Source organism: Hymenobacter setariae (genome assembly GCF_007713685.1).
GTDB classification, from domain to species: domain Bacteria; phylum Bacteroidota; class Bacteroidia; order Cytophagales; family Hymenobacteraceae; genus Hymenobacter; species Hymenobacter setariae.
In genome coordinates, this window is sequence record NZ_VMRJ01000006.1 from 340,286 (window position 1) to 355,025 (window position 14,740).

Below are 14,740 nucleotides of genomic sequence, written 5' to 3' on the forward strand. Positions count from 1 at the left end.
ACAACCAAAACGCAAATGGCGCCGCGGTTATCAAAAGAAGGGGGATTAGCTCAGCTGGCTAGAGCGCTTGCATGGCATGCAAGAGGTCATCGGTTCGACTCCGATATTCTCCACTCCGTTTAACAAGCTACAAAATAGGCAGTTATGACATCAGTCATGGCTGCCTATTTTGCTTTATGGAAGTTCCGGTGTAAACATGGTGTAAACAACGACTTTTTGCTATGACAGGTCAGTACCTAAACACTCGTAAGCCAATAAACACTAAGCAGCTTTCGTATGAGAAATTTTTAGCAACAACTGACCGATTTGCCCTTTCACTTATTTTAAAAGCCAAGCGGACCTATCCTTCTCCTGGCGACCCTGCTTTTGCGCGGGAGTTTCTTCTACGTGGGCTTAGATTCTACATCAATGAGCCTAAGGATGGAATCGGAAAAAGTGTGATAGATATGTTCGATATGAGCTTTAAGCTTGGAATATCATTAAGAGCAACTCTAATCCAGATACTCAGGTATGTTATCAAGGAGCAACAAAGAGTATTGACATACAAGCCACAAGTCACAAGAAAGGCTGTGCTGAAGAAGTGGGGTAGAATACCACTACCATGGTTTAGCCATGTGGAGCGTTACGAAGATGGAGTGCTGCACTCTAAGGTGTACCGTGTTAAAGGAGAAACCGTAGTCGAGTACGTCAAAGAAGGGGAAATACTAGGGCCTTATGAAAATCGCCTATTATCACATCCTTCCTTTTTAACGTTGTGGACATTCCTAATATCAGTTTATGCGTCACGTAAGCTGAACAAGCTCTATGATGAGTACGATACTGGCAAGCATCCTTTAGCTCTAGCTCACGCGACAATAAAGGAGATAGCACAAGAGGTGGAAGACACCTCACCTGTCGGCACTTCAAGTAAGGACACCAAAAAAATGGTCTGGCTTGGCACTCAGAAGCAGCTTGCTGAGCTATTCGCTCAGTTAGAAAGCAAGGGCTGGCTTAGAGCACCAGTTTCGAGTGCCATCAAAAGAGCATTCACGAAGTCAGATTCTATTCAGCAAATCTTAAAGCCAGGGGTAATTAAAGGAGGGACAAATCGACCATATCCCGAAATTTTTACTACAGAGTACACCGAATGCTTCGACGGCATTTCTAAAAATAAAAATCTGTAAGTTTTTGACAATCATAGGGGGAAGTCATTACCGTAATGACTTTGGTAATTGCCAAGGACAAAGAAATATTGCTAATAGGGGTCGTCAACAATCAACGACTCTATGCAACTCACTTTCATCAATCTCTCTCCCGACGACCTGCGACAACTACTTCGCGAAGAAGTTGAACGACTATTAAGGCAGGCACAGCCAAACCCAGTTGAAAAGCCTTATCTGTCTATAACCCAAGCTGAACAACAGCACGGTGTAAGCAAGTCATTTCTTTATCGCCTTTCGTCCAACCGCGAAGTCAGTACCCGCAGGGTAGGCAAGAGCATTCAGTTTGACGCGAAAGAATTAGAAAATTACTTCGACAAGACAGCGAAGCGTTCTCACGCAGCTATAGAAGCTGACCTGAAAAAAGGCGGTGTTTTTCCCACTTTGAAAGGAAAACGCTATGTCTAATTCGATAAAAGAACTGATAGTAGACACTTGTATCTCTATTCCTAATAAGGATACTAACTATAGAAGGAACCTAAGACGAGAAGCCTCTAACGGCCTAGAAAGCGGCAAAACTGGTTTCTTAACTAGAGAAGATGACCTTCAATCTAGTGTCGAGAATGTATTACTGGGCTTGTTTGAAGCGGAACGTGACAAGCCTGTTACTTCAGCGCTGTTTAAAAAGACCAAGTACATCTTATGTTGTGTGCTAGGCTTGGTCCCAGGGTATCGCGTGTTAATGCATCTCTGGAGTGCAGTAGTACAACTGCGCAGCCAAGCGCAGCATGATTCTCATATTGGAGCAGCTCACATTATCGTGCAGCTGCCTGGACGAGGAGAAACGGCTTTGGCATCTATACGCTTTGACATCTTAGATGATGCGCCCCATGGACACTAAGCCCAATGAAATGGCGTCATTATCAACAATGGTTGAAACGACGGCCAGTAGACGTCACAAGCTAAGAGCTATTGAGGACCACTTAGCCCAAGCCTATCGCTTCCGCTATAATGTCGTCAAGGACGTTGTAGAGTGGGGACGGCTGAGCGAATCGCAAACGTTCTGCGTGCTGGATTCTTATCATCTCAATAGTCTAGTCCGCGAGTTGGAGCATGCCGGGCATGTGATAGGTGCTGACAGATTGTTGCGCTTATTGCAATCTGACTTTGTTCCAAGGGTAGACCCAATTCAAATCTACTTCGAGAGCTTACCATCAATAGCAGGTTTAAAAGCAATTGCAGCGCTAGCTAATACTGTAACAGTAGAAGACCCAGAAGAGTGGGAAGCTTTCCTTACTAAGTGGCTTGTAGCCTGTGTAGCAAATGTGTTGGCACTAGATGGCTGTCAAAACCATACTTGCCTAGTACTAATTGGCGGACAAGGCCTGTATAAGACTACATGGCTGAATCTGCTTTGCCCGCCAAGCCTATCAGCACAATACTTGTTTACGGGCAAGATTGATCCAGATAACAAGGATACCTTAAGTCTATTGGCAGAGAACTTCTTGCTCAATATAGATGACCAATTGGCTGTACTCACTGGGCGTAGTAGTGATGCGTTGAAAACGCTTATTACTTTACCGGCTATCAAGGTGCGGCGGCCTTATGCTCCTTTATTTACTCATTTGCCAAGACGAGCCTCATTTATGGCTAGCGTTAATGAAAGCGGGTTTTTGACCGATTCTACGGGGTCAAGACGATTTCTGCCCGTTCACGCTCAGCAAATAGATATCAAAGCAGCTAAAAGTGCTGACATGGACAAAGTATGGGCCGAAGCTCACACGCTGTTTAGGCAAGGGTACCGGTACTGGTTCAATGCCGAGGAGATAGAGGTGCTGAATGCCCGTAATGATGCCTTTCGTCATACTACCATTGAGTATGAAGTGGTCGCGAAATATCTTACGCCAGGAAGTACACAGGTCACTTTGGCTGAGCTAAAAAGCGAGCTGCAAAGGCGTAGTGGACTGGCGGTGCTAGCAGATAGCAAGCTTGGTGCTGCTTTAAAGCAGCAGCAGTTCAGTATTGCACACCCTCGAACTGTAGGTACTGGCACTGCCCGCCCTCGCTTTTATGGTGTGCAATGGCGCTAGTCGCTTTGTGGCCTTCAGGTGATAGTTCTACCACTATCTGGCTGTGCCACTCGTGCCATCTCAAAAGATTGGACGAACTGTGGCACGAGTGGCACATGTGCTTTGCCTTGAAAGTAGCTCAAAACGTTTTCCCAATCGTTTCCTCAAGTTCGTTTTGAGCGTTTGTGAACGCTCAAAACGGTTAAAATCAACCTTTTTCTTATCACCATGGCTTATTTAGAACTACAGTGCATTCAGTGCGGCGAACAGATGGAAGGCCGCGCTAACAAGAAGTTTTGTTCAGCAGCTTGTCGAGCTCAACATTTCCGAGACAATCAAGATTCGGCAAACAACTATAATGATAGCGTTCAGCCATCCACGCCTGACATAGAACAGCCAGGATTGCCAGGAACACCAGCTTTCTTGAACGTTCAGCAAACGCAACCTTATGCAGAAGTTGTGCAGTGCCAAAGTCAGCAGTACCAAACTCCTCAATACCAAAGTCGGCAGTATCAAAGTGAAGTGGCTACTGGAAATTGGGATTGGGCTGTTCAGTTTATGCAAGAGCAGGATGCCAATAGGGAGCGCGAAAAAATTGCTGATATGCATAGGCTCTACAGCAATCTCGTTGTGAAATGTTTGAAAGTAGATGGCACTACTCTTGACGACAATAACATTCAGACTTGGATTAATGAACTTGACTATGTAAGCAGTAGATACCGTACTAATCCTGCTTTGAGCCAAGCTGGAAACCAAGCACACGAACGGCTAGAAGACTTATACTGGTTAATAGACAAGTTTCGTAGATTATTGGAACAATGGAAGGAGCAGCCAATCCTCTTACCCAGTAAATCTTATTATCCGCCTAACAAAGCTAAGCCGGTGCTATTCGAGCTATCCTCAAAGCGTAGAAATCGATTTCGTTCTCATCTGCTTCCATAAATTATAAGGTGGTAGCCAAGTAGTATTCTCAGCTAAGAGCAATATTACTTGGCTACCACCTTATAATTTATGGAAGTAGGTAGATAAAGTATGAAACAACTTATGCAGGGAGGGTTACTTAACAAATCGCACAGACTGTCAATCCCTTATAGCCTTCATTCTCTGTCTTTCTGACTCTTGTGCTGTGCTGTATCCTTGGTCGTTTTACCTTCGTGTTACTTCTATGGCTACGGCCTATTTTATTTCTGAGATTAATGCTCTTTCCTGTAGATAACCAACAATTTTTTCGGGAGCTGGACCGCCGGCTCTGGAATTCGGCCGACCAGCTGCGCTCTAACCTTGATGCGGCGGTGTACAAGCATATTGTGCTGGGGCTGGTGTTTCTCAAGTATGTATCGGACTCGTTTGAGGACCGCCGTAAGGAGTTGAAGCAACAGTTTCAGGACCCGGAGAATGACTACTACCTAGGTGGTGATGCCGACCTGCTGACTACTGAGTTGGAGGTGCGCGACTACTACACGGAGAAGAATATTTTCTGGGTGCCGGCGCGAGCACGCTGGAGGTTTCTGCGCGAGAATGCCAAGGTGGCACCGGGGGAGAAAATAACGCTGCCCGATGAGACGGTAGAGACGTTTAAGGGTCTGGATATTTTGTTGGACCGAGCGATGCAGGCGATTGAGGATGACAACCCGCGCTTGAAGAACGTGCTGACTAAGGACTTTGCCCGCTTGCAGCTGGATCCCGATAAGCTGGGGCGGTTGCTGGATTTGGTGGCGGGGATACCTTTTGACCACAACGAGCTGAAGGCTAAGGATATTCTGGGGCACGTATATGAGTTCTTCCTAGGTGAGTTTGCCAGCGCGGAGGGCAAGCAGGGCGGGCAATTTTATACGCCGCACTCGGTGGTGACGCTGATAGTGGAGCTACTAGAGCCGTACTCGGGGCGAGTTTATGACCCGTGCTGCGGCTCGGGAGGCTTCTTTGTGCAGAGCGAGAAGTTTATTGAGGAGCACTCGGACAACCAGACCTTCAACCACAAGGAGCGACATAAAGCGGTGGAGGCCCGCAAGCGGCAGATTTCGGTGTATGGACAGGAAAGCAACCCCACTACCTGGCGGCTGGCCCAGATGAACCTCGTGATTCGCAACATCGAGGCCGACATCAAGCTGGGGGATACACTGCTGCAAGACGGTTTCCCAGATTTAAAGGCCGACTTTGTGATGGCCAACCCGCCCTTCAATCTGAAGGACTGGGGGGGCGAGACCATCCGCGACGACCGGCGCTGGGAATACGCAGTGCCGCCGGCGGCCAATGCCAACTTTGCCTGGATGCAGCACATGCTGTATCACCTGGCCCCGACCGGACGCATGGGGTTGCTGCTTAGCAACGGCTCCATGTCGTCGAATACCAACACGGAGGGAGAGATTCGGCGGGCCATAGTAGAGGCTGACCAGGTGGAGTGCATGGTAGCGCTCCCCGGCCAGCTCTTTACTAATACACAGATACCAGCCTGCATCTGGGTGCTGAGCAAGAGCAAAGCGGCCCGCGACGGGCGCCGCGACCGGCGCGGCGAAACTTTATTTATTGATGCCCGTGAGGTGGGCTACATGAAGGACCGGGTGCTGCGCGACTTTACCAAGGCAGACATTGAGCGGTTGGCTGAGACCTTCCACAACTGGCAGCGTGGCACCGGCTACGAAGATTTGCCCGGCTTCTGTAAAAGCGCGACCCTGGCCGACATTGCCGCCCACGACTACGTGCTGACGCCCGGTCGCTACGTGGGGGCCGAAGCTAAGGAGCGCCAGGGTGAGGCGTATGAAGTGGTTATGCCGCAGCTAGTAGCCCGGCTGCGGGAGCAGTTTGCGGAGAGTGCACGGCTGCAAGGAGTTATTGAGGAAAACTTAGTTGGGTTAGGATATAATGAGTAAGTCACTATTTGTTCTTCAAAATGATTGGGAAGTCACCACACTTGCAGAAGCTTGTAATCGTGGTGGTGGAGAGATTCAGACTGGCCCTTTTGGCAGCCAACTACACGCGTCTGATTACGTTTTGGATGGTATTCCATCAATCATGCCTCAAAATATAGGCGACAACCGCATTAATGAACAAGGAATTGCTAGGATTACATCAGAGGATGCGTATCGTCTAAGCCGTTACTTAGTCCGAGAGGGCGATATAGTATATAGTCGCCGGGGTGATGTCGAACGAAAAGCTCTCGTAAGAAGCCATGAAGACGGCTGGCTATGCGGAACAGGTTGTTTGCGAGTTCGATTCGGCAACGAAACTTCTATAAATCCACTGTACGCCTCTTTCTATTTGTCGCATCCCGATGTACGGAAATGGATTGTACAGCACGCGCATGGAGCAACAATGCCCAACCTAAATACTTCAATCTTAGGTGCGCTTCCTTTTGTTATTCCTTCCGCTGACGAACAACACCACATTGCCCACATCCTAGGCACGCTAGACGACAAAATCGAGCTGAGCCGCCAGCTGAACGCCACGCTGGAACAGCTGGCGCGCGCGATTTTTCAGTCGTGGTTCGTGGATTTTGACCCGGTACGGGCCAAAGCCAGCGGCGAATCGGATGAAAGCATCTGTCGCCGCCTTGGCCTCACCCCGGAGCTACTGGCGCTGTTTCCGGCGGCGTTGGAGGATTCGGTGATGGGGGAAATTCCGGTGGGGTGGAAAATAAATGCTGTCGACGAATTAGCAAACCGGGTTGCAATGGGCCCTTTTGGCTCCTCAATAAAGGTTTCAACCTTTGTGCCGGAGGGAGTACCTGTAATTAGCGGCCAGCATCTTCGCACATTTATGCTCGAAGACAGTACTTTCAACTTTGTAACAGAGGAGCATGCTCAACAGCTTAATAAAGCAGCTGTACAAAGGGGTGATATTGTCTTTACTCATGCAGGGAATATTGGTCAGGTCGCGCTAATTCCGAATAATTCGCAATATGACCGATACATTCTCTCACAACGCCAATTTTTTCTTCGACCTAACCCCTTGCTAACGTCAGGCAACTACTTGACTTATCATTTTAGCTCAGCCTTAGGACAGCATCAATTATTAGCCAATGCCTCTTCATCGGGTGTTCCTTCAATTGCCCGTCCAGTCTCTTACCTGCGCTCAATCAAAGTGCTATCGCCCTCCAAAAGTATTCTTGACAAATTCGATAAGGTTATCGCGCCAATTCACTCCTCAATTGAAACTAGCCGTTCTGAAGCTAAAACCCTAGTCGCCCTACGCGACGAACTCCTACCCAAACTCTTATCCGGCGACCTCCGCCTGAAATAACACCGGATGAAGCGGCTGATACGCGAGTTTGAGGAGCAGGTGCGGGCTGATTTAACGGCCGATGGCGACGTGCAAATTGGCGGCGTAAAAATGAGCCCATTGGCTATTTTGGACCCTGGCTCCGAAACCTACGACGCAGAATACCTGCGCTGGCGCGACGAGGAGTGGTTGCCCAGCCGCTTTGAGCGGCGGGATAGCATCCTGGCGCTGGTGCCCGACAACCGGGCGCGCTTTACCGACCTGAGTAATGCCCTGAAACGGCAGGTGGTCCTGCCTTTTGTAGGCGCGGGCATGTCGTTATCGTCAGGGATGAAAACCTGGGGACGCTTTCTGCACGATTTGCGGGAAGCCGGCTCGTGCCCCGAGGCTGACCTCCACGCTCTGCTAACCGGCTCCACGCCCAACTACGAAGCTGCCGCAGACCTAGTGCATTCCAGCATGAGCCGTAAGTTGTTTTTGAATCGCATGAACACGCGCTTTCAAGTAGCGGCTGAGCAGGTAGCTGGCCCGGTGCGCTTGCTGCCCCACTTATTTGCCCAACGGGTATTTACCACCAACTTCGACCATGTGCTCGAGCACGTGTATACCGAGGAAGGAATGCCCTTTGAGTTTGTGTTGCGCGGCAACCAATATCTAGAACGAGCCGCCCAGACCTACGACCGCACCCGCCCGTCTCTGTTAAAGCTACACGGAGACGAGCAAGCCCCCAGCCAACGTGTGTTTACGCGGGAAGAATACGACCGTGCTTATGCTGATGAAAGCTTTTTGCGGCGTGAGTTGGGACGAGCAGTTAGTGGCACTGACAGCTTGTTGTTTCTAGGGTGTAGCTTGACTTCAGACCGGACAATGGCCGTGCTGCGCGCTGTGGCGCAGGCCGATGCGGGTGAGCCCGAACACTACGCCTTTTTGCCTTATGATGCCAATACCCATCAAGTCCGCGAAAACTTCCTGGCCGACCACGGCATCTACCCCATTTGGTATGACGCCCCTACCCCTGCTGACCACGACGAGGCCATAGAAGCCCTGTTGGTGGGCTTACTACGCGAACAGCGTAAATTATAATTCTCTGCCATGTCTCTCTTGTCCGAAGAAGCCCTCGAAAAACTCGCCGGCACCTGGTTTGAAGAAACCGGCTGGGAAGTAGTGTACGGTCCCGACGTAGCGCCCGACACGACCGAGGCTCTGCGTACTGCTTTTCGCCAAACTAGTCTACCCAGTCGGCTGCTGGCTGCCCTGCGCCGTCTCAACCCCACCCTGCCCGAGGCCGTGGTGCAGGAAGTAGCCGAGCGCGTAGTGCGGGCGCAGCACCCCAAGGCCGTGGAAAGCAACCAGCTGCTGCACGGCTGGCTGACCGACGGTGTGCCCGTAGACGTGCCCAGTGCCACAGGCGAGCTACGTGGCGACCGGGCCTGGCTGGTGGATTTTGACGAGGTAGCTAACAACGACTGGCTGGTAATAAGCCAGTTTACGGTGAAGGCCAGCCGCCGCAACCGCCGGCCCGACCTGGTGGCCTTCCTCAACGGGCTGCCGGTGGCTGTGCTGGAACTGAAGAACCCGCTGGACCGCGAGGCCGATGTGTGGGCCGCCTACGAGCAGCTGCAAACCTACCGGCAGGAGCTACCCGACTTATTTCTGGCCAACGTGGCGCTGGTAGTGTCGGATGGCAAATTTGCCCGCGTGGGGTCGCTCACGGCCGACCGGGAGCGGTTTATGCCCTGGCGCACCATCGAGGACGAGCGCGACCAGCCCAACCTGGAATTTGAGTTGGAAACAGTAGTGCGGGGCTTTTTTAACCGGGAGCTGTTTCTGGACTACCTGCGGCACTTCGTGCTGTACGAGCCGGGGTCGGACGGGGCGCTGATTAAGAAAATAGCCGCCTACCACCAGTTCCACGCCGTGCGTACGGCCGTGGCAGCCACCATTCTGGCCACCCAGAAGCCGGGCACGCTGCCGATGGTGCACGACGAGCCTGCACCATACGCCGGCCGGCTGCCGGGCCGAGGAGCAATAGAGCCGGGGTCGCGCAAGGGCGGCATCGTGTGGCACACCCAGGGCTCGGGCAAGAGCATTTCGATGGCTTGCTTCGCGGGAAAGCTGCGCCAGCAGCCCGAGATGCGCAACCCCACGCTGGTAATCGTAACCGACCGCAATGACCTGGACGGACAGCTGTTTCAGCAGTTTGTATATGCCCAGGGCGTATTGAAGGAAGTGCCGGTGCAGGCCAACGACCGGGAGCACCTGCGCGCGCTGCTAGCCGACCGGCCCTCGGGCGGCATCTTCTTTACAACCATTCAGAAGTTCAGTCCGCTGCCGGGGGAGCACGCGTTTCCGAAACTCTCGGACCGCACCAACGTGGTGGTAATAGTGGACGAAGCGCACCGCTCGCAATACGGGCTAAGCAGCCGACTGGATAAGAAGACGGGCAAGTACAAGACCGGCTTTGCTAAGCACCTACGCGACGCGCTGCCGCTGGCTACGTTCGTAGGCTTTACGGGCACCCCGCTCGAAACCGACGACGTGGACACGCGCCAGGTGTTTGGGCCGTACGTGAGCGTGTACGATATTGAAGATGCCGTGCGCGACGGGGCTACCGTTCCCATTTACTACGAAAGCAGGCTGGCCCAGCTGCACTTAGTGGAGAGCGAAGAAGAGATAGCCGAGATAAACGAGGAGGTAGAAGAAGTACTAAATGATGAAGCGGACGTGGCCCGCCGCGAAGCGGAGAAAGCTTACTGGACCAAGCTAGAAAAAGTGGTGGGGTCGCAGGCGCGGCTGGACCTGGTGGCGGCCGACATTGTGCAGCACTTCGAGGCCCGCTCGGCGGCCGGCAACATCGCGGGCGGCGGCAAGGCTATGATAGTGGGCATGAGCCGCGAAATCTGCGCCCGGCTCTACGAGGCCATTGTGAAGCTGAAGCCCGAGTGGGACAGCGACGACCCCAAGAAAGGCGCCATTAAGGTGGTGATGACCGGCTCGGCGGCCGACAAGGACTACCTTAAAAAGCACGTGTACGCCCCCGGCGTGCGCAAGCAGTTTGAGAAGCGCTTCAAGAATGCGGCCGACCCGCTGCGGCTGGTTATCGTGCGCGATATGTGGCTGACGGGCTTCGACGTGCTGAGTATGCACACGATGTACATCGACAAGCCCATGCAGGCCCACAACCTGATGCAGGCCATTGCACGGGTGAACCGGGTGTTTAAGAACAAGTCGGGGGGGCTAATCGTCGATTATATCGGCATCGCTACCGAGCTGAAACGGGCGCTAAAAACCTACACGGCCAACGGAGGCAAAGTGGGTGAAGATGGCAAGGGTGCACCCACTATCGACCTAGATAAGGCGCTACTGGAGCTACAGGAGGCCATGCGCGACGTGCGCTACCTGCTGCGCGACGTGGCCTATCGGAATACCTTCCTCACCCACCCGCTGCCGCTGCTGCCGACTGTGGGCAACCACATATTGGGGCTGCCGGAAGCAGAGCGAAAGGAGTTTTTTGATAAGGTGCTGGCTGCTACCAAAGCATTTGCGCTGTGCAGCACGCTGCTAGGAGCGCAGGAGCTGCGCGACGAATTGGCCTTTTACCAGGGTCTGCGCGGCTTCATTACAGAAAGCACCACACCCGACAAGCAGCTGGACCGCGACCAGAGCCGCTATCTGCTGAAGCAGCTGCTAGACCGGGCCGTGCAGCCAGCGGGGGTAGAAAGTATATTCGCGCTGGCGGGGCTGGACTCGCCCGACCTGAGCATCTTGTCGGATAAGTTTCTGGAGGAGATGCGCGACCTGCCGCAACGGCACCTAGCGGTGGAGCTGCTGCAAAAGCTGCTGCACGACCAGATACACGCCCGCACGCGAACCAACATTGTGCAGGAGCGGCTATTCACGGACCGGCTGGATATGACGCTGCTCAACTACCGAAACCGCTCGGTGCAGAGCGCGGATATTCTTAATGAGCTGGTGCAACTGGCCCAGGACTTACGCGAGGCTGATAACCGTGGCGAAGCGCTGGGACTGAACACGGCCGAGCTGGCGTTTTATGATGCCTTGGCCGATAATGGCAGCGCGGAAGCGGTGCTAGGCGATGAGATTTTGCGCAAGATTGCGGCTGAGCTGCTGGACAAAATCAGGCGCAACGCGGGTATTGACTGGCAGAAGCGAGAGAGTGTGCGGGCTCGGCTGCGCAATTTGGTACGCATTACGTTGCGCCGCTACCACTACCCGCCCGATAAGCAGGAGCACGCTATTGATTTGGTGCTGGAACAGGCCGAGCGGCTATCTGATGTGATAAGCGCAGAGGATGTAGTGGCTAATTCTTAGGTAGTAAAGCACTTTGCAATAGCAGAACTAATTAATTGAAATACCTTTAAAAATCGTGTATGCTACGGTATCTGTGGATAAAGGATTACAAGAACATACAGGAAACAGGCTTTCAATTTGACCCAGCGTTGGAAGTAATCTATGACCCAGTAACAGGAATATTAGAAGTCAACAGACGTCCAGAGAGGGCACTACCAACAGGATTCTTTGGACTTAATGTGCAGCTAGTAACAGGAGTGCTAGGTGAGAATGGTGCAGGCAAATCTGCTCTCATGGAGTTTCTTCGTTCTGTAGCTGGGTCATTTGGAAATGGAGAATCCAGAATGACACCGCCATGCTTATTTATTTTTGACAATACAATTATTAATCAGGCTTCAATACTAATAAGTAATATAGAATCACTGAGGGACGAGGGGTATTCAACGTATACCTTTAATGATTATATTAGCTACAACCAAATATATATTAGCTCCCGCAATGCCGGCGTTATAAATCCTATTAATCAGCATTTGTACATTTATTATTCTAATTTTTGGGAAAGTTCGTCACTTGACAGCTATCCAGCAGTAATTGATGTATCGACAACATATACTATTGAAGGTATTCACGGACGCAATCAATTTAGAGGAATTAAGCAAGACTCTTTGATAAGCTATTGGACACATAGCTTTATTTGGGAAATTCGCATGTTGCACTACCTGCGAAGCAACACATTAGAGCACATGCCTTTTTCCCTTCCTCGTTTGTTAAGCTTGAGAACTAAGGACCCCAGTGAAGTCTACCAAATCCGAGAGCTAAATGACGAGTTTTTTGAAGAAAATAAAGCAGAAAAGTTAAAGAGTTGGTTTCGTGAATTTGAAAGTCGCTTGGGCCGAAACAATCAGAGCCATGGTATTGAAGAATTTATAAATAGATTTATCTTGCCTAGATTGCTATTGCTAATGCAATCGTTTCCGCAAGATTTTGCGCGATTGAACGACGCCGAGCTCAGCAATCTATCTTCCCTTGAGCAGCGACCGCCTCGCATGAGGAAAACTAAGTTGCAAAAACAGCTGGATACCCTATACGAGTTCGTGACTTTCCTGAGGGAAGCAGCTGTTGCAGAGAAGGTTTTAACACTCCAAGAACGTATAGGATTTGATGAGCCGGTAGTTAGGACTGTACAATTAGATACAACTGCCCTGCCACAAGAACGGCTGGTGAGACTCTTAAGCCATCTTTCCTATATGTCTCAAACTTTTGATGCTCGTTGGTTTGGACTGAGTAGCGGGCAGGCTGCCTACTTGCGTCTGCATGCAAGAATGTATCAAGCTTTAACTGAAGTTAAGGAGCGAGCAAAAAGGTCTTTCGATGCGGTTAGTACAGTGACGATTTTGATAGATGAAGGAGAGACAGGCTTTCATCCGCAGTGGCAAAAGCAATATGTACAATTGTTACTAAGTATCGTTAGTAAGATGTTCGCAGCTTATCAAGTACAACTTATTATAGGCTCAAATTCTGCATTTATTGCTTCAGATATCCCTAAATCAAACCTATTGCTATTGCATCGTAGGAAGGCAGGTAATCGTAGCGAGGTGAGAAGCTATTCAGGCAAAGAGGAAACGTTTGCGGCAAATATTCACACATTGCTAACTGATTCATTTTTCCTACAGGATGGATTAATGGGGGACTTTGCTAGAGCTAAAGTGAATGCGCTTATTCAGTATTTACAACAAGAAGGCGCTACACAAGATGGCAGGCGAGGCGAAATGAAAGCCATTATGGAAATGATAGGAGAGCCTGTTATACGAATGAAATTGAGGGAGATGTGGAATTCTAAATTTGGGATTCAAGAAGAAATTGATGATTTGGAGCGACGATTAGAACAACTTAGAGGACAAAGAGGCAATGGTCAAGATAGAGCATAGTGAAGCCGACTTAAAGCAATTTGCATTAGAACACCATGATGCATTGTTGCTCGAGCCTTATAATATTTATAAAAAGCTGCGGACATTCGATTTTGTTGCTGCACGCGCTGCACCCTATAAACATAAATCTTTTGCAAGAATATTGAAAAGAAATTTCAGAAATATTATATTGGCTACCCCTGATAAACTAAATGATTTGGCAAATATTCTAAAGCCTAGGCTAGATGCAGCGGTAGCTGAATCAAAAAGGCTGAATCCGCCAGCAAAAGGCACTATTAGTAAATATGAAAAGCTGCTTTTGAAAGTTTTTGACTATGATTTATTTGTGCGTGAAAAAAAGCGGTATTATGCTTATGATTTTGCAGAAAAATTAGGTGTAAACGTTTGCCCTTATTGTAATCGACAATACACATTCACCATTCGTAGAAGAACTGGGAAAACAAGGCCAGAATTAGACCATTTTTATAATAAGGCAGCACACCCTTATTTTGGCTTGTCTTTTTTCAATTTGGTGCCTAGTTGCCACATATGCAATGCAAATTTAAAAAGAGATAAGTCCTTTACCACCATTTCTCATTTAAATCCTTATAGCACTTGTTTTCAAAATGTTCTTAATTTTACGATAAATGTAAAGACAGCTGACTTTATAAATGGAAAGCAAAAAAGCTTTGCAGTGAGCCAAAAAGCTGTGGATGGAGCTAATTCAGATATGGTAACAAAAGCACAAGCCAATTCAGCTGTTTTTCATTTGCAAGAATTGTATAATAAGCACCAAGATTTAGTGGTAGAATTGCTCCAAAAAGCATATTACTATACGCCTTCACGTCGAGAAGAGTTATTTAATTTTAAGGTAGGTGCTACTGGTAAATATCTATTTGATAGTCCAGCTGAAGTTAATCGATTTATTACGGGGGTATACACCGAAGTAAAAGAATATGGGAAACGGCCTATGTCGAAACTCATTACGGACATAGGTAAGGAGCTTGGGCTACTATGATATAGTAACCAAGATGTTTTCTGATAGTTCAAGCGCGTATTACCTGCCCTCTCTACAATAGACATAAGCAATCTTTTA

Annotated in this window: 11 protein-coding genes and 1 tRNA gene; all 12 read left to right on the top strand. The window is 49.8% G+C overall.

Features of this window, described 5'->3' with window-relative positions:
* Positions 1-39 precede the first annotated feature (39 nt).
* The 12 genes from FNT36_RS22100 (at position 40) to FNT36_RS22155 (ending at position 14,662) form a co-directional block, all read left to right on the top strand.
* Positions 40-113 (top strand) — tRNA-Ala (locus FNT36_RS22100).
* 108 nt (positions 114-221) lie between these two features.
* Positions 222-1,163, top strand: a complete 942-nt coding sequence (locus tag FNT36_RS22105; RefSeq protein WP_144852262.1) for a hypothetical protein — start codon at positions 222-224, stop codon at positions 1,161-1,163.
* Between the two features lie 102 nt (positions 1,164-1,265).
* On the top strand, positions 1,266-1,607 hold the full coding sequence (locus FNT36_RS22110) for a MerR family transcriptional regulator (RefSeq protein ID WP_144852265.1): 342 nt from the start codon (positions 1,266-1,268) through the stop codon (positions 1,605-1,607).
* On the top strand, positions 1,600-2,040 hold the full coding sequence (locus FNT36_RS22115) for a hypothetical protein (RefSeq protein ID WP_144852268.1): 441 nt from the start codon (positions 1,600-1,602) through the stop codon (positions 2,038-2,040). Before FNT36_RS22110 ends, FNT36_RS22115 begins: the two co-directional genes overlap by 8 nt.
* Positions 2,030-3,229, top strand: a complete 1,200-nt coding sequence (locus tag FNT36_RS22120; protein WP_233636153.1) for a virulence-associated E family protein — start codon at positions 2,030-2,032, stop codon at positions 3,227-3,229. The genes FNT36_RS22115 and FNT36_RS22120 overlap by 11 nt, the downstream gene beginning before the upstream one ends.
* Before the next feature lie 207 nt (positions 3,230-3,436).
* Entirely contained in the window at positions 3,437-4,150 is a 714-nt protein-coding gene (locus FNT36_RS22125; RefSeq protein WP_144852274.1) for a hypothetical protein, read from the top strand.
* A 254-nt stretch (positions 4,151-4,404) separates the two neighbouring features.
* Entirely contained in the window at positions 4,405-6,078 is a 1,674-nt protein-coding gene (locus tag FNT36_RS22130) for a class I SAM-dependent DNA methyltransferase (RefSeq protein WP_144852277.1), read from the top strand.
* Positions 6,071-7,447 carry a restriction endonuclease subunit S gene (locus FNT36_RS22135; RefSeq protein WP_144852280.1) on the top strand — a complete coding sequence of 459 codons (1,377 nt, stop codon included), beginning with the start codon at positions 6,071-6,073 and terminating at the stop codon, positions 7,445-7,447. Before FNT36_RS22130 ends, FNT36_RS22135 begins: the two co-directional genes overlap by 8 nt.
* Positions 7,448-7,453: 6 nt before the next feature.
* Entirely contained in the window at positions 7,454-8,509 is a 1,056-nt protein-coding gene (locus tag FNT36_RS22140; protein WP_144852283.1) for an SIR2 family NAD-dependent protein deacylase, read from the top strand.
* A 9-nt stretch (positions 8,510-8,518) separates the two neighbouring features.
* On the top strand, positions 8,519-11,758 hold the full coding sequence (locus FNT36_RS22145) for a type I restriction endonuclease subunit R (RefSeq protein ID WP_144852286.1): 3,240 nt from the start codon (positions 8,519-8,521) through the stop codon (positions 11,756-11,758).
* A 59-nt stretch (positions 11,759-11,817) separates the two neighbouring features.
* Positions 11,818-13,665, top strand: coding sequence for a hypothetical protein (locus FNT36_RS22150; protein WP_144852289.1), 1,848 nt, complete (start codon positions 11,818-11,820; stop codon positions 13,663-13,665).
* Positions 13,646-14,662, top strand: coding sequence for a hypothetical protein (locus tag FNT36_RS22155; protein ID WP_144852291.1), 1,017 nt, complete (start codon positions 13,646-13,648; stop codon positions 14,660-14,662). The genes FNT36_RS22150 and FNT36_RS22155 overlap by 20 nt, the downstream gene beginning before the upstream one ends.
* The last annotated feature ends 78 nt before the right edge of the window (positions 14,663-14,740 follow it).